This is a genomic window from Prevotella sp. AM34-19LB, assembly GCF_003468525.1.
In the GTDB taxonomy this organism is placed as follows: Bacteria; Bacteroidota; Bacteroidia; order Bacteroidales; family Bacteroidaceae; genus Prevotella.
Genome location: NZ_QSIG01000015.1, coordinates 47,341 through 69,708, shown reverse-complemented (window position 1 = coordinate 69,708; position 22,368 = coordinate 47,341). Strand labels below are relative to the sequence as shown.

Below are 22,368 nucleotides of genomic sequence, written 5' to 3'. Positions count from 1 at the left end.
ATCCGATGATACTGCTGCATCTCTGACCCAGTGTTGAGTCGATAACGGGTGAAAGCATGGAGTCAAATTTCTCCATGATTGAAAAAATTCCTCCAAAAGGTGTGAGTTTCTCAGATTTTATTTGTACCTTTGCCATGTCTTGTTACGATTTTCGCTTGTTTTCTAATTGCAACACTAAGATAAGTGAAAAATCTGACACGGCAAAATCCTGGGCAACTTTTTGTTGCTCAGGAACTTATAAATAAAGTTAAATTATAGTGTTGCGGAATTAAGGTAATATAAACTAACAAATTAAAATACAACTTAAAATGGAAAATCTTAAGCTAATAACATCGTCTAGAAGATTGATGGCTTTGGCAGCTTTGGCAACTGGCGTTGCTTTGCCTCCACAATCTATCATGGCAGCTTCTACAGCTCAGGTTGTTCAGCAGTCGGGTGTCGTTAAAGGTCAGGTTCTTGATCCTTCTGGTGAGCCGGTAATCGGTGCTACCGTAAAGGTTAAGGGTTCCAAGACGGGTACTGTTACCGATCTTGATGGTAACTTCTCGCTCAGTGCAGCTCCAGGTGCTATGGTCGAAGTGTCTTATATAGGTTATAAGACCATGACGGTAAAAGCTGGTAATGGTCCGTTGAACGTTACTTTGGAAGACGACAATCAGGCTTTGAGTGAAGTAGTTGTCGTAGGTTTCGGTACTCAGAAGAAGGTAAACCTCACTGGTGCTGTCTCTGTAATCGACAGCAAGGAGATTGCTTCCCGTCCTGTTGCCAATGCTACCCAGGCATTGCAGGGTCTGGTTCCTGGTTTGCAGATTTCCAGCTCGTCTGGTTCTATGGATGCTACTCCTAATGTAAATGTACGTGGTACTACTACCATTGGTGAGGGTTCCAAGGGTACTCCATTGATCTTGATTGATGGTTCTGAGGGTGATTTGAATACCATCAACCCACAGGATATCGAAAGTGTATCTGTATTGAAGGATGCTGCTGCATCTTCTATCTATGGTTCCCGTGCACCTTTCGGTGTAATCTTGGTTACTACCAAGAAAGGTAAGTCGGGTAAGGTTACAGTCAACTATAACAACAGCTTCCGTTTCAGCGGAATGATTCGTGGCAAGCACATGATGAACTCTGTTGACTATGCAGCATGGGTAAACGATGCTCATACCAATGGTGGTAGTGGTGTGTTCTTCGATCAGGAACGTATGGATAAGATCGTGGCTTATCACAATGCCACTCCTGTAGGTCCTGGTACCCGAAAGGATGCCAATGGTAACCTGCTCTACGGTATCGATTCCAGCAACGGCACAACATGGAATGATGGTTACGGCTTTGGTGTAGATGATGTAGATTGGTATGATGCCTTGTATAAGAGCACTGCCTTCTCTCAGGAGCATAACGCAAGTGTAAGCGGCGGTAATGATAAGTTTAATTTCTATGCTTCTTTCAACTACCTGCACAATGGTGGTTTCATGAAGCTGGATAAGGATAAGAACGACCGTTACAATACGGCAGCTAAGATTGGTGCGCAGATTACTGATTGGCTGCATCTGGATTACTCTACCCGCTGGACCCGTACCGATTTCCAGCGCCCTGCTACTTTGACCAACAGTCTGTATCAGGACTTGGCACGTCAGGGTTGGCCAGTATTGCCTTTGCAGGATCGCAACGGTTACTATTATTCTGCACCTTCTCCTGCCCTCGGTCTGGCTACAGCAGGTAAGGATACCAAGGAGCGTGACATTCTGAACCAGCAGGTGAACCTGTTGATTGAGCCTATCAAGAACTGGAGAACTCATATCGACTTCACCTATCGTTCAGAGAATACTGCACGCCACTGGGACAAGAAGATGCTCTACAACCATGATGTTGCCGGCAATCCTATCGTTTACGACAAGGGCTCCAATGTTCATGAGGATGAATATAAGGAGAACTACTATAACTTCCAGGCTTACACCGAGTACAACTTCTCTCTGGCTAAGAAGCATAACTTCCACGTAATGGGTGGTTTCCAGGCAGAGCAGTTGAGAAAGACCGATTCGGTCTGCAGCGTGATGGTGTCTTGGATGAGTCTCGTCTGGAGGTGGATCTGACCAATGGCTTGAGCTACGAAGGCAAGGAAATCGTTCCTTCCGTGAATGGTGGACGCAACCAGTGGCAGACAGCCGGCTTCTTCGGCCGCTTGAACTACAACTATGACGAGAAGTATCTTTTCGAGTTCAATATCCGTCATGACGGTACTTCCAAGTTCCGTAGAAACAATATGTGGAAGACCTTCCCATCTTTCTCTTTGGGTTGGAACATCGCTCACGAAAACTTCTGGAAGCCATTGGAGAATACTGTAAATACCTTGAAGCTCCGTGCATCTTATGGTTCTTTGGGTAACCAGAATATTGATAACTGGTATCAGACCTATTCTACAGTAGATTATAAATCAGTATCAGGTACCTGGCTCCAGGGGGGTAAGAAGCCCAACATTACTGCAGCTCCAGGTCTGGTTTCTGCAGCCTTGGGTTGGGAAAAGGTAGAAAGCTATGATGTCGGTCTCGACTGGGGTGCTTTCAACAACCGCCTGACTGGTTCCTTCGATTACTATGTACGTAATACCAAGGACATGGTAGGTCCTGCTCCTGAGTTGCCTGCACTTTTGGGAACTGCTGTTCCGAAGACCAACAATACCGACCTCCGTACCACAGGTTGGGAGTTGCAGATTGGCTGGCGCGATCATCTGGAGAATGGCTTGAACTATGGTGTAACATTCAATGTTTCTGATGCTCAGGCTAAGGTAACCCGTTATCCAAACAACCCTACAGGTTCTTTGTCTAGCTATATCGAGAACCGCAAGGTAGGCGAAATCTGGGGTTATGAAACCATCGGAATTGCCAAGACTAATGATGAGATGAACCAGCATCTGGCTACCTTGCCAAATGGTGGACAGAGCCAGCTTGGCGACAAGTGGGCTGCTGGTGATATCATGTACAAGGATCTGGATGGCGACGGTAAGATCTCCAATGGCAGCAATACATTGGCAGACCATGGCGACCTGAAGGTTATCGGTAACAATACTCCTCGTTATCTCTTCGGTCTTGATCTCACCGCCAGCTGGAAGGGATTTGACTTCCGTGCATTCATGCAGGGTGTCATGAAGCGTGATTATAATGTGAATGGTTCATGGGGTGCGAGAGAATATCTGTTTGGAGCTACCGACTCTGGTGTATGGTGGGCTGCAGGTATTACCGGCGTTCAGGACTACTTCCGCGATTCTGAAACATGGTCTGTCAAGAATGGCTACGAATCAGAGAATCTGAATGCCTATCTGCCACGTCCACAGTACAGCGAGAAGAACATCCATACCCAGACACGCTATTTGCTCAATGCAGCTTATTTGCGTATGAAGAACCTTCAGATTGGCTATACCTTGCCACAGAGCTTGGTTTCTAAGGCAGGTTTGGGCAATGTCCGCTTCTTCGTTTCAGCAGAGAATTTGTTCACTATCACCGATCTTCCAAGTCAGTTCGACCCAGAGACCATCGATACCGCTTATGGTAATGGTTATCCTCTTTCTCGCACTTTCTCTTTCGGTGTTAACGTTACATTATAATTAAAAGGAGATATTAATATGAAATTCAAACATATAGCACTTATGTCATTGGCACTTGCTGCATCCTTCTCTTCTTGTAGTGATTATCTGGAGCAGGAGCCACCATCAAGCTTACCTTCTGATGGATTCTTTACTTCAGAGGCAAAGGTGAAAGCTGCTGCCGATCAGTTCTATGGTGATGTCTTGCCAGGACACGCCAACTGGAGCTACGGTCTTTATGCCGGCGATGTGAATACCGACAACCAGATCAACTGGTATGGTGATAGCAAGTTTGCCACAGGACTTTGGAAAACAGCCAATGATAACGGCAACTGGTCTTGGAATAATATCCGCAACATCAACTATCAGCTCAATTCTATCCTCGAGGCTCAGAAGGCTGGTAAGATCTCTGGTAGTGAGGCTATCATCAACCAGTATATCGGTGAGATCTACTTCATGAGAGCATATTGCTACTTCGATATGTTGCAGAAGTGGGGCGACCTTCCTATTGTAACCGAGGCATTCCCTGACAATGAGGAAATCCTGGTGGCTGCCAACAAGCGTCAGCCTTGCAACGAGGTGGCTCGTTTCATCATGGAAGACCTGGACAAGGCTATCTCGCTGATGCAGGATGGTTTTGACAAGAACCATACCCGTATCTCTCCAGATGCAGCCCGCCTGTTCAAGAGCCGTGTAGCTCTCTACGAGGGTTCTTGGCTGACTTATTTTGCCGGCACAGCTTTCGTTCCTAACGGCGAGGGATGGCCAGGCAAGGCTAAGGAGTATAATGCCAACTATCAGTATCCTACAGGTTCTGTTGATGCTGAGGCTAAGTATTTCCTGCAGGAGAGTGCCAAGGCTGCCGAAATGGTAGCTGACAAGTATAAGGATCAGTTGATGGTGAACACCGGTACTATTCCTCAGAAGGAAGGTGATCCTCAGAACCCTTACTTCAATATCTGGGGTACTACAGATATGTCGGGTACACCTGAGGTTATCCTTTGGCGCCAGTATAGCAAGGAGTTGGGTGTAGTCAATAATGTGGAGGTTGGTGTCCAGCATGGTGACTTTGGCGTAGGTCTCACCCGCTCTATGGTAGAGGGCTATGTGATGAAGGATGGTAAGCCTATCTATAATTCAGCCTATACTTATAGCGACCAGACGATTGCCGATGTTGCTACCAATCGTGACCCTCGTCTCACCATTTTCCTGAAGGTTCCTGGACAGAAGAATGTATTCAAGAATATGTCTGCTTCTGAGGATCACTATGTCATCGACGAGCCATATCCAACCATTACTACACGTAATGCCGAGAATGACTATTCTACAGGTTATGCCATCCGTAAGGGTGGTACCTTTGATAAGGCTAATACGGGTAATGGTAACTGCTACAATGCAGCTGAAATCTTCCGTGCTACCGAGGCGCTGCTGAACTATATGGAGGCTGAGTATATGTTGAACCATAGTCTTTCTGGCAAGGTTCTGGAGTATTGGAAGACCGTTCGTAAGGCTGCCGGCTTTACGGGTGATGCTGTTAACCCACAGGTTACCATCGATGCTACTGAGATGAGCAAGGAAACTGCCGACTGGGGTTCTTACTCTGCAGGTAAGCAGCTTACCGACAAGACTCTCTACAACATCCGCCGCGAGCGTCGCTGCGAGTTGATTTCAGAAGGTCTTCGTGGTATGGATTTGCAGCGCTGGCGTTCATACGATCAGTTGATGACAACTCCTGCTCACATGGAGGGTATTCATCTCTGGAATACTCCAATGCAGAGCTGGTATAACAACCTGAATGCCGATGGCTCTTCTAATGCCAACGTATCAAGCTCTTCTTTGAGCGAGTACTATCGTCCATTGGAGGTGAATATGACAGCTACCAACAGCTACAAGGATGGTTTCACCTGGCACATGGCTCACTATCTGCAGCCACTTCCTATCAAGCAGTTCCTGCTTACAGCAAGTGATTATTCTTCTGTAGAGAAGAGTCCATTGTATCAGAATCCATATTGGCCAACATCAGCAGGTCAGTCAGCAGAGAAGTAATCTGCTCTGTTGTTATCATGTTTGTTAAAGTGATTTCGCATATATAAGATGGTGGGTAACAGTCAGTTTTCTGTTACCCACTTTTTGTTTTTTGTAGTGTTTAGTTTCGGAGACCATGAATAAAAGATTTGTTATATTGTTTGTTATGCTTGTGAGTTGTCTTGTGGGATGGGCGCAGGTCTTTACCCTTGATGCCAAGCAGAAAGTGGAACCAGGCAGTTGGCTTTGCTTTCACAATGTGATAGAAATTTCTGATAATCCCCAAGACGTGTGTCTGTCGATTGCTGCAGACTCCAAGTATTGGCTATGGGTGAACGGTGAAATTCAGGTTCGTGAAGGTGGCTTGAAAAGAGGACCTAACCCTAACGATACCTATTGTGATGTCATCCGTTCGCTTCCTGCTCTGAGAAGGGGTAAAAATACCATCGCGGTTTTGGTGTGGTATTTTGGTAAGGATGGCTTTAGCCATCGTAACAGTCCTACACCTGGTATGACTTTCGCTTTGCAGGTGAATGGCAGACCGATTGTCCCAAGACGTGACTGGAGAGTGAAGAAGCATCCTGCCTTTTACTTGCCACAGGGTCCTAACCCTAATTATCGATTGCCAGAGTCTAATGTCGGTTTTGATGCGGCAAGAGATATTCCTTTCACCGAGGCATCTTTTAACGATAGGTCTTGGGATAAGGCAAGAAAGGTTTCTTTAGATTGTGCGGGATGGAATCGACTTGTAGAGCGTCCGATTCCTCTTTGGCGAGACTTCGGGTTGAAGTCATACATGCATACAGAAATGAAGAATGATACTACTTTGGTGGCTTATCTGCCATATAATGCGCAGGTGATGCCTTATTTGAAGGTAGAAGCCCCAAGGGGACTGCGTGTTCGGATTCTTACCGATAATTATCAGGGAGGATCTGCAAACAATGTTTTTGCAGAGTATAAGACCAAGGATGGAAATCAGAGCTTTGAATGTTTAGGTTGGATGAACGGACACCAAGTGTTCTATCAGTTTGAGAAAGGGGTCCATATCAAGGAGGTAGGCTTTCGGGAAACGGGGTATGACACAAGTTTTGCCGGTTTGTTCTCTTGCGATGATCCCATGTTGAACCGTTTGTGGGAGAAATCTCAACGTACCCTTTATTTGACGATGCGTGACACCTATATGGATTGCCCTGATAGAGAAAGAGCGCAGTGGTGGGGAGATGTCGTCAATGAATCGGGAGAGGCATTTTATGCCTTGGATGAGAAAGCGCATTTGCTGACAAGAAAAGGTATTTATGAATTGATGGATTGGCAACGCTCGGACAGTACGATCTTTTCGCCTGTTCCTGCTGGCAATTATGATTCGGAATTGCCGATGCAAATGTTGGCGAGCGTTGGATATTATGGATTTTGGAATTATTATATGGGGTCGGCAGACAAGGCGACGATAGAGTATGTGTTCCCAAAAGTGAGAAAGTATATCCATGTGTGGCAAACGGACAAGGAGGGTCTGGTTATACCTCGCAAGGGAGGATGGACCTGGGGTGATTGGGGAGACAATAAAGATATGATTCTTTTGTTCAACCAATGGTATGCCATCGCTTTACAAGGCTATGAGCAGATGGCGATGCTGGTAGGAGAAAAGGCTGAGGCTGAATGGGCTAAACGAACTGCGGACAGGCTCAAGGTGGTCTTTCATCAGAAGTTTTGGAATGGCTCGTATTATGTCTCGCCTGCTTATAAGGGTGAACCAGACGATAGGGCGCAGGCTTTGGCGGTAGTCTCAGGCACATTGCCTAAGTCGCTCTATCCGGTAATACGTCCTTTCTTTGACAAGTACGAACACGCCAGTCCGTATATGGAAAAGTATGTGTTGCAAGCTTTGTGTGAAATGGGCTATTATCAAGATGCTATCCGTAGAATGAAACGTCGTTATGCAGCGATGGTAGAAAGTCCTTTGACGACCCTTTGGGAAGGATGGGGCATTGGTGGAGAAGGTTTTGGTGGTGGTTCTTATAATCATGCTTGGAGTGGCGGACCGCTTACTATTATGAGCCAGTATCTGGCTGGTATTGCTTCTCGTACCCCAGGATTTGGAGAATTCACGGTCTGTCCTCATTTGGGACATCTGAATCATCTTAGCACAGTTGTTCCTTTGAGCGGTAATCGTGAGATTCGATTGCGAGTTGATAAGAGCGAGAAACTGTGTGAGATTGTATTGGAGGTGCCCAATGGATCCCGGGCTATCTTCCGTATGCCCGAGCCATATTCCCGAATAGTAGTTAACGGCAAGGCCATGGGTCAAGGGACTATGGAATTCTCTTTGGAGAAAGGGTGTTGGCATATTCAGCTAAGAATGCTGTAGTTTCACAATTTGTATCTTTTCACATGTTGTAAGTAACATTTCAAGGGTCTATATGCCACCTGTTATCGTGGCATATAGACCCTTTCTTTATTGCGATATCTGTAATTTACATCTCTGCTTTCAACAGCTGTATCTGCTCTGCCGACAGTCCCGTTATATCCATCACGGTCGCACCATCCATCCCCTTTTCCAGCATCTTTCTGGCAATCTCAAGACTTTGTTGGCTCATACCTTCTACCTTACCTTTCTGGTAGCTGTCATCTATGAGGGTTCTTTCAACGCTTACGGAATCCCAGAATTTGTCGTAGGCCCAGAGTTCGGCATCTGTGAAACCGGAAATCTCCAGTTCCTCTACGGCTTTTCCTATTTCCGGGTCATTAAGCAGGTCAGCAGGAACTTCCTTTGTATTGGAATTGATTTCCGTGAGGAAACGGAGCCACAAGACCATCATGCGCTTGTCGGTAATGGTATGTGGAGTGAACTTCGGGAGTTCTATGAAGGTGAAATGCAAGCCTTCGATGACCTTATTGCTGTCCTTGTCATGCACGATGCGGTAGTTGTGGATGAAATCTGGAGTATCATGCGCAAAGATATCATTCACAAGATTCAGGGAATATACGGGTTGGAGTTCACTGTATTTTCCTCCCTTTTTAGCCTGGCTCACATAGAGCTTGGATGCATTGAACAGTACTCGCTGCTGGAAAGCATCAGACCATTCCATCTGCATTTCCACGCAGAACTTCCTGCCTCTGGCATCGGTACAGAGTACATCCACAATGGTGTTCTTGCCCCCTTCGAGCTGGGGCACAAGTTCTGTAGGCAGATACTTGATTTCTTGTATCTGCTCCTCGTCGCTGAGTGGCAGGAGTGCGTTCAGAAGGCTGATCAGTCTTGCGGGATGATTGCCGAATATCTTCTTGAACGTGAGGTCTGCCTTAGGATCTAAGTACTTCATAACCACCTGTTTTATAATTATCTACCGCAAAGTTACAAAAAATATGAGATTACGGCAACTTTTTAACGAAAAATCTGTCGTAATCTCGCTTTTTTATTGAGATTACGACAGATTTTCTTAAATGTTACCCCGGAAAGCAAAATCTCCAGAGGGCTTCCATTACCCCTTTTCCTTTTCCCCGTTCTACTATCATATCTTTCTGTATATTAATTGTTTGTTGTGTAGCAAAGATACAAATAAATAATTTATTAATCGTGGAAATGTGCGAAAAAACAATAGATTTCCACGACTAATAATATCAATTAATAGGTATTTGAACAAGTCTTCCATAGTGAAGACTCGGTGCGTTATAGTAATGGAACCATATATAAAGGTAAATACTCGATACCATTTTCTATTTTCAGATCTGCTGCATGAATAACGTATGGAGTCGCTAAATACTTATCGTATTTTTTTATACATTTAGTCAGCGAGGTCGTGGTGTACCTTACTGTGGATTTTACTTCTATAGGAGATATGTTGTGCCGAGATGTGGTCTTGCTTTTGGCAATGAGAAAATCGATCTCCATCCTAGAATCTTTGTCTTCTCTGTCGTTGTTAGAGTAGAAAAACAGATGATGACCTGAGGCTTTGAGCATCTGAGCAACAATGTTTTCAATGAGCATACCTGAGTTCATTTCGAGTTTGTCCTTCAGTATCTTTTGATATAACTCTTCGGATATGATGCCTCGTTCGTCAAAAGCGTGACTGATAAGCAATCCTGTGTCTGCCATATAGCATTTCAGAGTTGAGTCTTCTCTTTTTAGATTAAGTCCGATACTCGGTTCTGTCGTGTTGTAACACGTATTGATAATCATGGCATCTTTTAGCCACAGAAAAGCACTGTCGTAATCACGCATTCTAGCATCCTTGCTTAAATCTGCCAACTTGAACTTTTTCTCATGCTTTTGGAGCTGTGAAGGAATCTGGTCAAAGATGCTTACTACCTTTTCTGCATAGTTGCCTGCATAGTCGTAAATACTGTTGCGGTATAAGGTGAGTATTTGCCTTTTTACTCTGTCTGTGTCTTCGAAACTATGCGTGTCTATATATTTCTGGACAGCTTGTGGCATACCACCAACAATCAAGTATAGCCTAAAGTAATCCATGACCTTTCGATGCAAGGCTTGTCCTAAAGGTTGTTTGTTGGCAAATTGGTTTCTGATGAAATCCATCATCATGTCGTCACCATTTGCCCATAAGAATTCCTCGAAGTCCATAGGATACATATAGATGGTTTCTTCTTCGGAAGGAATCAGAATGTTTTCTGTATTCCTTCGAATAGAGATTAATGAACCTGTCTCTATATAATCATATCTGCCGTCTGCAACCAAATATTTGATGGCTGTACGTGCACGTGGACAGAATTGTACTTCATCAAAGATGATGAGTGATTCTCTAGGATATAGCTTTTTGCCACTGTAAATGCTCAGGTGCATAAAGAGCATGTCTAGATTGTCGAGATAAATGTCGAATAGGTGTTTGACATCTTCCCCGACTCTGTTGAAGTCGATAAGAATATAGCTGCGATATTCCTTCTTGGCAAATTCTTCCACCATATAGCTTTTTCCTACACGTCTGGCTCCTTCCACCATCAATGCGGTTTCACCTTTCCTTTGTTGCTTCCACTCGACAAGCTTATCGTATATTTTCCTTTTCATTATAAACTTCTCTAAAATAGGTTTGATAAATACATTCCTTACACGAAAACGAGATTATTGTTTGGTGAAAATTACACGAAAACAAGGTTATTGTTTGATGAAAATTACACGAAAACAAGATTATCTCGGCTGCAAAGATACTAAAAATATCGTTTTGCGCAAAATAATGAGTCACTATTTTGCGCGAAGTAGGGTAAAAAAGTCATTTCGCGCAGAATAGTGAATAGGGAAGATATTTATTAGTCGTGGAAATGTGTGAAAAATCGATGGGTTGCGTTTGTTTTTCCTGCATTTTCTCGATTTGTATCCCTTTTATACCGAATATTAGCCCCCTAAAAGGGGCTTTTTTCCTAATTTTGTAACCGAAATAAACAATTAGCGTTTCACTAACTTAATAATAACATCAGCAAAATGAATAAACTATTCACATTTATAGTGTTGTGGATGATGTCCTGTCTCCCAACTCTAGCGCAGGCTCCGATGGACGGAGGTGTGTGGAAGGACAATACCGGCAAGCATATCAATGCGCACGGCGGCAACATCTTCAACTACAAGGGTACCTATTATTGGTATGGCGAAAGCCGCTCGGAGAATGGCAAGCCTTACAGCTCTCTCGGCGTAAGCTGCTTTACTTCCAAGGATCTCAAGAAATGGACCAACCATGGATTGGTGCTCCCTGTATCTGATGAACCTGGCAGCGACATCGAGGGTGGTTGCATCATCGAGCGCCCTAAGGTTCTCTACAATCAGAAGACCAGGAAGTTCGTCATGTGGTTCCATCTCGAATTGAAGGGAAAGGGATATGCTGCTGCCCGTTATGGTGTGGCAACCAGCGATACTCCTTTCGGACCATTCAAGTTCGTTCGCTCAGGAAGAGTGAATCCTGGAATCTATCCTATCGGATTCTCAAAACCGGATACCACCGACCTCAAGCATCAGCTCCTCTTCCCGGAACTGAAAAAGTGGTGGACTCCAGCTTGGCGCGTTCAGATAGAGCGGGGCATGTTCTGGATGAGAGACTTCCAGGGTGGACAGATGGCGAGAGACATGACCATCTATATCGATGATGATGGCAAGGCTTACCACATCTATTCTTCTGAGGAAAACCTGACACTCCAGATTGCACAGTTGACAGATGACTACATGCAGCACAACGGTTGCTACGTACGAGTAGCTGCCGGCGGACAGAACGAGGCTCCAACCATTTTCAAGCAGGATGGCACCTACTGGATGATTACCAGCGGATGTACCGGTTGGGCTCCCAATGCAGCTCGCATGTTCAAGGCTAAGAATATCTTCGGCCCTTGGGAGCAGTTGCCTAATCCTTGCCGTGGCGAGGGTGCCGACAAGACCTTCGGTGCACAGGGTACCTATATATATAAGGTGGAAACTGCAGCACAGAAGAAGATGTTCCATGGCGCCGACTATGTATTTATGGCAGATATGTGGAATCCGAAACATTTGCGCGACAGTCGTCATCTCTGGGTGCCTATTTCCTGGGAAAATGGTGCTCCAGTGTTGAAAAAATGATAAAAAACACGGTCGCTCTGCTCGTTTCTAAATTATTTTAATTACATTTGCAGCATGAAATGATAATACTGCAATCATCGTTTAACAGAATTCAACAAACTCATAAAATTGCAACTATCTATGATTCATATATATAAGAATATCATGATCACCCTTCTTCTGGCTTTGGTTCCGTTCGTGGGAATCAGCGCAGCAAAGAAGAAGGCACAGCAGCAGAGCGACCGCCAATATTGGTGCTCGCTTGCCTATAAGATGGCTCAGCCCGTGCTGGAGAATATGGCAAAGGGCGAGCTGCAGAAGAATATGTTGACGGAGTTCAGTCCAAGCTTCGACAACCGCAACAGAAAAGTGCTCTATATGGAGTGCTTCGGCAGATTGATGGCTGGCGTGGCTCCCTGGCTGACTCTCCCTGATGATGCTACTGCCGAAGGCAAGCAGCGCAAGCAGCTGCGTGAGTGGGCTTTGGCTTCCTACAGGAATGCCGTAGATCCTCAGAGTCCTGACTATCTCTGCTGGGGCATCGGCGGTCAGAACCTGGTAGATGCTGCCTATATCGCCGAGAGTTTCCTCCGAGCTTACGATACACTCTGGATGCCTTTGGATGAGGTGACCAAGCAGCGATACCTGAAGGAGTTTGCCAAGCTCCGCCACATCGATCCTCCTTATACCAACTGGCTTCTCTTCTCTTCTACCATCGAGAGCTTCATGGCAAAGGCGGGTGGCGATTTCGATGAATACCGTGTGAATTCGGCTTGCCGCAAGGTAGAGGAGTGGTATGTGGGTGATGGCTGGTATGCGGATGGTCCTTCGTTCGCATTCGATTACTACAGCAGCTATGTGTTCCATCCGATGTATCTGGAAACACTCCAGGCGATGGTGGATGCCAAGGTGAATTCCCGCCTCGACTATCAGAAGTACTACGACCGGGAGTTGAAGCGCTGCCAGAAGTACAGCATCATCCTCGAGAGATTCATCTCTCCGGAAGGAACCTTCCCGGCTTTCGGCAGAAGCATTCCTTACCGTATGGCAACCATGCAGCCGCTTGCCTTGATGGCATGGTATCAGAAGTTGCCTAAGGATTTGAGCAACGGACAGGTGCGTGCAGCCCTGACCAAGGTGCTCCATCGCATGTTCGACCAGGAGAACAACTTCAATGAGAAGGGGTATCTCTCTATCGGTTTCTGCGGAAATACCCAGAAGAACGTAGCCGACTGGTACACCAACAACGGTTCGCTCTATATGACCACCCTTGCCTTCATGCCTCTCGGCCTGCCTGCCGATCATCCGTTCTGGACCGATGCAGCACAACCTTGGACCCAGGTGAAGGCTTGGAACAATCAGCAGTTCCCTAAGGATCATCACTGGACGGACGAGATTGTCACCAAGGACAAGTGGTAATTTTCAGTTAAGAGTTTACTGTTTAGAGTTTACAATTAACAGTTTTGAGTTTACAGTTTATAGTTTAGAGTTAATATAATGCGCAAGATATTGATGATGTTGGTAGCAGCTGCAGCCCTGGCTTTGCCTTTGAGCGCAGCGCAGCCTGCCAAGAAGACCGCCAAGGTCAGGAAACAGAATAAGAAGGAGGTGAAGGCTTCCAGAAAGTGGGACCACGAGCAGGTGGTAGCACTCATCACGAAGGTAAACAATTACTGGCAGGCTAACAACAAGCCTGAGGTGCGTGCCTTCTGGGACAACGCCGCTTATCATACCGGCAACATGGAGGTATATAAGATGTTGAAAGACCAGAAGATGCTGGATTACACCATCCGCTGGGCTGAGCATAACGACTGGACCGGTGCCACTGAGGCCAATCCAGCCAAGTGGAAGTATAAGCATACGGCGAGGGTAAGGATCACGTACTCTTCGGCGACTGGCAGATCTGCTTCCAGACCTACATCGACCTCTACAACATCGAAGCAGTCAAGGGCAATGCCGCAGCCTCGGAATTCATGGTGAAGCGTGCCAAGGAGGTGATGCACTACGAGGCTTACTCAGAGCCGACAGACTATTGGTGGTGGAGTGATGCTCTCTACATGGTGATGCCTGTGATGACCAAGATGTACAAGCTTACCGGCGATGTGAAGTATCTCGACAAGCTCTACGATAACCTCCTCACCACCGACGAGATTATGCTCGATAAGGAGACCAACCTCTACTTCCGCGATGGAAAGTACATCTATCCGAAGCACAAGAGTGCCAACGGAAAGAAGGATTTCTGGGCTCGCGGCGATGGCTGGGTTCTTGCCGGTCTGGCAAAGGTGCTCCAGGATATGCCAAAGGACTACAAGCACTATCAGTTCTTCGTAGATAAGTTCCAGAAGCTGGCTAAGGCTGTGGCAGAATGCCAGCAGCCGGAAGGTTACTGGACTCGCTCGATGATGGATCCTGAGCATGCTCCGGGACCCGAGACCAGCGGTACCGCCTTCTTCACCTACGGAATGCTCTGGGGAGTAAACAATGGTTATCTCAACAGAAAAGAATATAAGAAGGTGATAGACAGCGCCTGGACTTACCTCACGGAAACAGCCGTTCAGGAAGACGGCAAGGTGGGCTATGTTCAGCCAATCGGCGAAAGAGCCATCCCAGGACAGACCGTAGATGCCAATTCCCAGGCAAACTTCGGGGTGGGAGCGATGCTTCTCGCCGCTTGTGAATATGATAAATATCTTAATACAAAACTATAATAGTAATGAATAAAAGACTGTTCGTAACATTGAGTATGGCAGGATTGGCAATGGTGGCCTTTGGTGCAAGAAAACCGAAGGCTGCCATTAAGTCGTCTGTAAAGACGGTAGCCATCCAGCAGCCAACTTTCACAGAGTGGCACGACCTCCAAGTGAATGAAATCAATCGTTTGCCTCTGCACACAATGCACTTCGCTTACGATCCTAACGACTTCCCTGGAACAGGTGCTGAGTATCTTGACAAGAAGAAGAGTATGAACTACCTGTCGCTCGAGGGCACATGGAAGTTCAACTGGGTAGCCAATGCAGATCAGCGTCCTACTGACTTCTACAAGACTGACCTTGATGACTCTAAATGGAACAACATCCAGATGCCAGGCAACTGGGAGATGTTGGGCTATGGCCAGCCAGAGTATGTAAACGTGGGCTTCGGATGGCGTGGCCACTTCGACCAGCAGCCACCAGCTGTTCCTACCAAGGACAACCACGTAGGTTCCTATCGCCGTGAAATCAATATCCCAGCCAACTGGAATGGCAAGCGCGTCATCGCTCACTTCGGTAGTGTAACCTCCAACATCTATCTCTATGTAAACGGAAAGTTTGCCGGTTATGCAGAGGATAGCAAGGTTGCCGCTGAGTTTGATATCACTCCATTCCTGAAGAAGGGCAAGAACCTCATCGCCTTCCAGACATTCCGCTGGTGTGATGGTTCATGGTGTGAGGATCAGGACTTCTGGCGTCTGAGCGGTCCGGCACGTGAGAACTATCTCTATGCCCGTTCTAAGGATCATCGCCTGCTCGATGTCCGTGTAGAGACAGAGTTGAAGAACAACTATAAGGATGGTTACCTCAACATCACAGCCAAGGTGCAGGGCAATACCCTGGCATACTTCGGTCTTTACGACCCAGATGGCAAGGAGGTAATCGTTACAGGTACCGATAATGTAAGGAATGGTGTGGCTAAGTATCAGCTCCGCGTGAAGAATGTTCGCAAGTGGAGTGCTGAGACTCCTAACCTCTATACCCTCGTAGTTTCTCCTATCCAGAATGGCGGTATGTACTTGCCATACGAGATTGTACAGGTAAAGGTAGGTTTCCGCAAGGTGGAGATCAAGAACAAGCAGTTCCTGGTCAATGGCCAGCCTGTTCTCCTGAAGGGTGCCAACCGTCATGAGATTGATCCTGATGAGGGCTACAACTTAAGTGAGCAGCGCATGATTCAGGACATCATGATGATGAAGCGCATGAACATCAATGCCGTTCGTACCTGCCACTATCCAGACGATCCTCGCTGGTATGATCTCTGCGACAAGTACGGATTGTATGTTGTGGCTGAGGCTAACCAGGAGAGCCATGGTTTCCAGTATGGCGACGATGCGGCTGCCAAGAAGCCTGAGTTTGCCAAGCAGATCATGGAGCGCAACCAGCACAATGTGTCTATGTTCTACAACCATCCTTCCATCGTAACATGGAGCATGGGTAACGAGACCGTGATGGGCGACAACTTCCTGCAGGCTTACAAGTGGATCAAGAGCCAGGACAAGACCCGCCCTGTTCAGTACGAGCAGGCTCGCCGTGGCGAGGGTACAGATATCTTCTGCCCTATGTACTATCCTGTAGCAGCTTCCGAGAAGTATGCCAAGGATCCAAACAGTCCGATGCCACTCATCCAGTGTGAGTACAACCACACCATGGGTAACTCTGGCGGTAACCTGAGCGATTACTGGAATCTGATCCGCAAGTATCCTATCCTCCAGGGTGGTTTCGACTGGGATTTCGTAGATCAGGCATTGCACCGCAATATCGTGAAGCCTATGAGCATCCTGCCTTACAAGATGAACAATGAGGAGCTTCGCAAGATAGAATATTGCTATGGTGGTGATTACAACAAGTATGATCCTAGCGACAATAACTTCAACTGTAATGGTATCATCGGTCCAAACCGTCAGATGAACCTCATGCTTACGAGGTGGCTTATCAGTACCAGAACATCTGGGCCAAGATGGTGAATGCCGAGACTGGCGAGGTAAGCGTACATAATGAGAACTTCTTCCGCGACCTGAGCAACTATGCCCTGGCATGGAGCCTGGAAGAGGATGGCGTAGAGACTCAGAATGGTACCATCGCCGACCTCGATGTTCCTGCACAGCAGACCAAGAACTTCACCATCCCTTACGACAAGAGCAAGATCAAGGGCAAGGAGGTATTCCTCAACATCGACTTCCGTCTGAAGGAGGCTGAACCATTGCTCACAGCCGGTCAGGTGATGGCTTATGCCCAGCTGCCGGTAGTTACCAAGCAGGCTTGCTCTGGCGACTGCAGCAAGATGCTGGCTCAGGGACATGGCAAGAAGAAGATGAAGCTTGCTGCCAAGAAGAACAATGTGGTAGCTGTTACCACACCTAACCTCACCTTCAAGATCGACCGTTCTACCGGTCTTATCTCTGAGTATGCTTACAATGGCAAGTCATTGCTCGGCGAGGGTGGTACCCTGAAGCCAAACTTCTGGCGTGCTCCTACCGACAACGATATGGGTGCAGGCCTTCAGAAGAAGTTCAAGGCTTGGAAGAACCCTCAGATGAACCTGAAGAACATCGACGTGAAGAAGGATAAGAAGACCAACTCTGTAACGATCCTCACATCATTCGATATGCCGGAGGTTCAGGGTCAGATGGATATCACCTACGTAGTATTCGCCAATACGGGTGCCGTGAAGGTAACAGAAGACTTCAAGGCTACAGAGGGTGCTAAGGTAAGCGATATGTTCCGATTCGGTATGTTGATGCAGATGCCATACACCATGGAGAAGAGCAACTACTACGGTCGTGGTCCTATCGAGAACTACTCCGACCGCAAGGACTGCATGCGCATCGGTGTTTATACAGATGATGCCGACAACCAGTACTTCCCATACATCCGTCCACAGGAGAGTGGTACCAAGAGCGATATCCGCTGGTGGAAGCAGACCGATGCTACCGGTATGGGCTTGCAGGTGAAGAGCTGCACTCCATTCTATGCCAGCGCTATCCACTTCGATACCGAGGAGCTCGACGATGGCGACGACAAGGAGCAGCGTCACAGCTTCGACCTGAAGAAGTCTAAGTTCACCAACCTCTTCCTCGATTCTGCCCACATGGGTGTAGGCGGCGAGAACTCTTGGGGTGCTTGGCCTTTGGAGAAGTATCGTGTACATTATGGCAACAAGACCTTCACATTTACTCTTATTCCACAGGGTAAATAGTAGAAAAACAGAGATTTGAGCAAAAATCCAATATATTATATCAGAAAATCCACCTCATTTGGGGTGGATTTTTTGTATCTTTGCACCGGTATAAAAATACGCATGTGGGGAAGTTGGAAGTAATTCCCTCACAGAAATATAAACAAACCTACAAAACAACAATAACAAAGCAATATGAGAAAAGCTAAAATTTTCGCAGCAATGCTGATGGCGATGTCTTCGCTCGGAGCTTTCGCACAGCATCAGTTTATGGTTCAGGCAAACAAGCCTGGAGTAGAAATCCAGCCTACCATGTATGGTATCTTCTTCGAGGATATCAACTTCGGTGCCGATGGCGGTCTTTATGCTGAGATGGTGGAAAACCGTTCTTTCGAGTTCCCACAGCGCCTGATGGGATGGAATACATTCGGCAACGTAACCCTCAATGACGTGAAGCCAGCCTTCGACCGCAACCCTCATTATGTAACTCTCGAGAGTGCCGGTGCGCGTGAGAAGCAGACCGGTTTGGAGAACCGCGGTTTCTTCGGTATGGGCTTGAAGAAGGATATGAAGTACGATTTCACCGTATATGGCCGTCTTCATCTCATCGATGGCAAGCAGGGCAAGATCCGTGTGGAGCTGGTCAATTCCAAGAATGATGTCATTGCCAAGCAGGTCATCAATATCACCAACAACAAGTGGCAGAAGCTTACAGCTACCCTGACCTCTCCTCAGACTGATGCCAAGGGTTTGATGCGCATATATCTGGAGAAAGGTTCTGAGAGCGTAGATCTCGACCACATCTCTCTCTTCCCAGAAGATAACTGGAATGGTCTCCGTGCCGACCTCGTACAGGATCTCGCCGACCTGAAGCCAGGCATCTTCCGTTTCCCTGGCGGATGTATCGTAGAGGGAACCGACCTCGATACCCGTTATGAGTGGAAGAACTCTGTGGGTGCTCCAGAGAACCGCCCACTGAACGAGAACCGCTGGAGAGATACCTTCCCACATCGCCTTTTCCCTAACTACTATCAGTCTTTGGGCTTGGGCTTCTACGAGTACTTCCTCCTTTCAGAGAAGATTGGTGCTGAGCCATTGCCAATTCTCTCAGTAGGTCTGGCTTGCCAGTATCAGAACGATGATAAGGATCCTAATGCGCATGTAGCTGTCAAGGATCTCCAGAGCTATATCGATGATGCACTCGACCTCATCGAGTTTGCCAATGGTCCTGTCACCTCCAAGTGGGGTAAGCTCCGTGCCGATATGGGCCATCCTGCTCCATTCAACCTGAAGCAGATAGGTATCGGTAACGAGCAGTGGGGACCTATGTACCCTGAGCGTCTGCAGAAGTTTATGGAGCAGATCCATGCCAAGTATCCTAAGATCAAGATCTGCGGTTCATCAGGTCCATCTGCCGACGGCAAGGATTTCGACTATGGTTGGGAGCAGATGCGCAAGTTGGGCGTAGATATGGTAGATGAGCACTACTACAAGAGCCCTGAGTGGTTCCGCAGCAATGCCAGCCGTTACGACAAGTACGACCGCAAGGGTCCTAAGGTATTTGCCGGCGAGTATGCAGCTCATGCCGAGCACGACCCTAACTCTTGGGAGGCTGCGCTTTCAGAGGCTGCCTTCATGACCGGCTTGGAGCGCAATGCCGATGTGGTTTATCAGGCTACCTATGCTCCTCTCTTCGCTCACGTTGAGGGATGGCAGTGGCGTCCGGACCTCATCTGGTTTGATAATCTCAGCTCTGTGCGTTCTGCCAACTACTATGTTCAGCAGCTCTACGGCGAGAACAAGGGTACCAACGTATTGAAGCTTACCGAGAACGGCAAGGCTGTAGCTGGCGAGAATGGTCTCTATGCCACCGCTTGTTTCGACAAGGCTACCAAGAGCTACATCGTGAAGATTGCCAATACCTCTAACGAGGCAAAGGAAATCAACGTTACCTTCAATGGCATCAAGAAGTTGAACCCTGGCAAGATGACTGTTCTTCATGCTGATGATATTCAGGCAGAGAACAAAATTGACAACAAGAATGTGGTTGTTCCTGTTGTATCAGATGCTCAGGCTAACGGCAACGTCTTGAATGTGAAGATGAAGGCGAACAGTTTTGTAGTATATAGATTTTAAGTTTTAGTTTTAAAGTTTATGTAGTGTATAACCATTTAAGGTAGAAAAATGGCGAATCCCTTGCAGCAGCAATGTTGCAAGGGATTTTTTTGGAGCACCAGCATAATCCTGTGTCTATAGAAAGCTACTTTCAAATACCTGTATGGTAGAAGTTTTTCTTGAAAAGTTTTGGAGATTAGGAGATAAAGTATTATCTTTGCCCTCAGATAGTGTGTCCTGAGACAGAAGGTGAAGGGATTTGTACCCTATCCACGTCTAGGTTAATAAAGAATATAAACTAATAAACAAAAGAGTTAAGTACGAAGAGCCGTGTGATGGGAGACTGTCAAGCACGGTTCCGAGAGAAGGGAGGGTGAAATTCCCTCTACTTACTCGACATAAAATGGCAGCAATATGAAATATCCTATAGGAATACAGGACTTCGAACAAATCATAGAAGATGATTATGTTTATCTCGATAAGACGGCATTGGTCTATGACTTAGTGACTAAAGGTAAAATATACTTTCTGAGTCGTCCACGACGATTTGGAAAGTCATTGCTCGTTTCTACCTTGAAGTGTTATTTTGAAGGCAAGAAGGAGTTGTTCAAGGGGCTTGCCATCGACAAGCAGGAGAAGGAGTGGAAGCAATATCCAGTGTTCCACCTCGACTTTAATGGTAATAACTTTACTAATCCTGGTGTGTTGGAACAAACACTGATGTCTTTTGTGGAAAGACAAGAAGCAATTTATGGAAAGGATGAGTATAGTGTAACTTTGGGGGATAGATTTGTAAGTGTATTGAAGGAGGCTCATCGGAAGACTGGTCTCCGTGCTGTTGTGCTGATAGATGAATACGACAAGCCATTGCTGGATGTGCTTGATACGAATATTAAGACAACGATTGATGGTCAGGAGCGATTGCTCGAGGACTGGCATCGTGAAATCTTGAAAGGTTTCTATAGTGTCTTTAAGGCTGCCGATGCTTATTTACAGTTTGTCTTGCTCACTGGTGTCACCAAGTTTTCGCAGGTGAGCGTGTTTAGTGGTTTCAACCAGCCTAACGACATCAGTATGGATGAGCATTATGAGGCACTTTGTGGCATTACGGAAGAGGAGTTGTATTCTACTTTCGAGGAACAGATTAAAGCAATGGCTGTGAGATATAAGACCACAGAGGAAGGAATGAAGCACAAGCTGAAGAGGAAGTTTGATGGTTACCACTTCAGTCCCAATATGCTTGATATCTACAATCCTTTCAGCATCTTGAATGCCTTTGGCAAGAATAGGCTGGATGATTATTGGTTCCGCACAGGTTCGCCAACTTATCTGGTTCGTTTGTTGACGCATTTCGACGAAAATATCAACGAAATCGTCAATAAGTATTATCCTGTAAGCAGCTTTATTGACTATAAGGCAGACAAAGAGGCACCTCTGCCAATGATTTATCAGAGCGGTTATCTTACCATCAAGGATTGGGAAATGGATACTAATTCCTATCTTCTGGATTTTCCGAATGATGAGGTAAAACATGGTTTTTTGACCATGTTGGCAACAAGTTATTTGAAACCTTCAGAATCTACGGATGCATGGGTTGTCCAGGTTGTAAAAGTAATGAAAGAAGGCGATTGCAAGGAATTGGAGAATCTCTTGACTTCTTTCTTTGCCAGCATTCCATACACGCAGCGTCGCAAGGATGATGAAAGAGAGAAGGAACGTTATTTCCAATACACATTCTATCTCGTATTGAGAATGATTAGCTGTTTCACGGTCTTTATCGAAAAGCAGCAAAGCGAAGGTAGGGTAGATTGCGTGGTAGAGACACAGAATTATATCTACATCTTCGAGTTCAAGCGTGATGGTTCGGCAGAGGAAGCCCTGAAGCAGATAGAGGAAATGGCTACGCCAGGGAATATGCTGCAGATGGAAGAAAGATTTATCAGATAGGCTGCAACTTCTCATCGAAGACGGGAACCATTGATGGGTGGAAAATGAAGTAGGTGATTTGCAAAACGGATGCTTGATGAGTAATCTCAAGCATCCGTTATATCCAATAACTCATCGCCCACCAGTTGATATCCGCTTGCACAACAGGTGGTGGGCGAGCGCATATCAGCTGTTATGCAAGCGCACAACAGCTGTTGTGCGGCTGAAGATATAGGTTTTCCCGGCTTATAGTATTAATTCTTCCGAT

At 46.4% G+C, this 22,368-nt stretch carries 7 protein-coding genes and 5 pseudogenes; 9 read left to right on the top strand and 3 right to left on the bottom strand.

What is annotated here, in order from left to right:
- Positions 1-136, bottom strand: a pseudogene (locus DW830_RS06530) (IS1380 family transposase); the annotation flags it as partial.
- Positions 137-308: 172 nt separating this feature from the next.
- Between DW830_RS06530 and DW830_RS06525 the strand changes: the two are divergent.
- From DW830_RS06525 to DW830_RS06515, 3 genes and pseudogenes are all read left to right on the top strand, one after another.
- Positions 309-3,598: pseudogene (locus DW830_RS06525) on the top strand (SusC/RagA family TonB-linked outer membrane protein).
- 18 nt (positions 3,599-3,616) lie between these two features.
- On the top strand, positions 3,617-5,623 hold the full coding sequence (locus tag DW830_RS06520) for a RagB/SusD family nutrient uptake outer membrane protein (protein ID WP_119249336.1): 2,007 nt from the start codon (positions 3,617-3,619) through the stop codon (positions 5,621-5,623).
- A gap of 115 nt (positions 5,624-5,738) precedes the next feature.
- Positions 5,739-7,967, top strand: coding sequence for a family 78 glycoside hydrolase catalytic domain (locus tag DW830_RS06515; RefSeq protein ID WP_119249335.1), 2,229 nt, complete (start codon positions 5,739-5,741; stop codon positions 7,965-7,967).
- Between the two features lie 106 nt (positions 7,968-8,073).
- On the opposite strand, the gene DW830_RS06510 is transcribed toward DW830_RS06515, so the two are convergent.
- Both DW830_RS06510 and DW830_RS06505 read right to left on the bottom strand, forming a co-directional pair.
- Positions 8,074-8,922, bottom strand: a complete 849-nt coding sequence (locus DW830_RS06510) for an Rpn family recombination-promoting nuclease/putative transposase (RefSeq protein ID WP_119249334.1) — start codon at positions 8,920-8,922, stop codon at positions 8,074-8,076.
- A 347-nt stretch (positions 8,923-9,269) separates the two neighbouring features.
- Entirely contained in the window at positions 9,270-10,622 is a 1,353-nt protein-coding gene (locus DW830_RS06505) for an ATP-binding protein (RefSeq protein ID WP_119249333.1), read from the bottom strand.
- Between the two features lie 411 nt (positions 10,623-11,033).
- On the opposite strand from DW830_RS06505, the gene DW830_RS06500 reads away from it, so the two are divergent.
- The 6 genes and pseudogenes from DW830_RS06500 (at position 11,034) to DW830_RS06475 (ending at position 22,174) form a co-directional block, all read left to right on the top strand.
- The gene (locus DW830_RS06500) at positions 11,034-12,152 is read left to right on the top strand and encodes a glycoside hydrolase family 43 protein (RefSeq protein WP_119249332.1); all 1,119 of its coding nucleotides are present in this window, start codon (positions 11,034-11,036) and stop codon (positions 12,150-12,152) included.
- A gap of 120 nt (positions 12,153-12,272) precedes the next feature.
- A complete protein-coding gene (locus DW830_RS06495; protein ID WP_119249331.1) occupies positions 12,273-13,550 on the top strand; it encodes a DUF2264 domain-containing protein in 1,278 nt (425 codons plus the stop codon).
- A 78-nt stretch (positions 13,551-13,628) separates the two neighbouring features.
- Positions 13,629-14,839: pseudogene (locus tag DW830_RS06490) on the top strand (glycoside hydrolase family 88 protein).
- Between the two features lie 5 nt (positions 14,840-14,844).
- Positions 14,845-18,080 (top strand): annotated as a pseudogene (locus DW830_RS17305) (glycoside hydrolase family 2 TIM barrel-domain containing protein).
- A 174-nt stretch (positions 18,081-18,254) separates the two neighbouring features.
- Positions 18,255-20,195, top strand: a complete 1,941-nt coding sequence (locus DW830_RS06480) for an alpha-L-arabinofuranosidase C-terminal domain-containing protein (RefSeq protein ID WP_119249330.1) — start codon at positions 18,255-18,257, stop codon at positions 20,193-20,195.
- A 393-nt stretch (positions 20,196-20,588) separates the two neighbouring features.
- Positions 20,589-22,174 (top strand): annotated as a pseudogene (locus DW830_RS06475) (ATP-binding protein).
- Positions 22,175-22,368 lie beyond the last annotated feature (194 nt).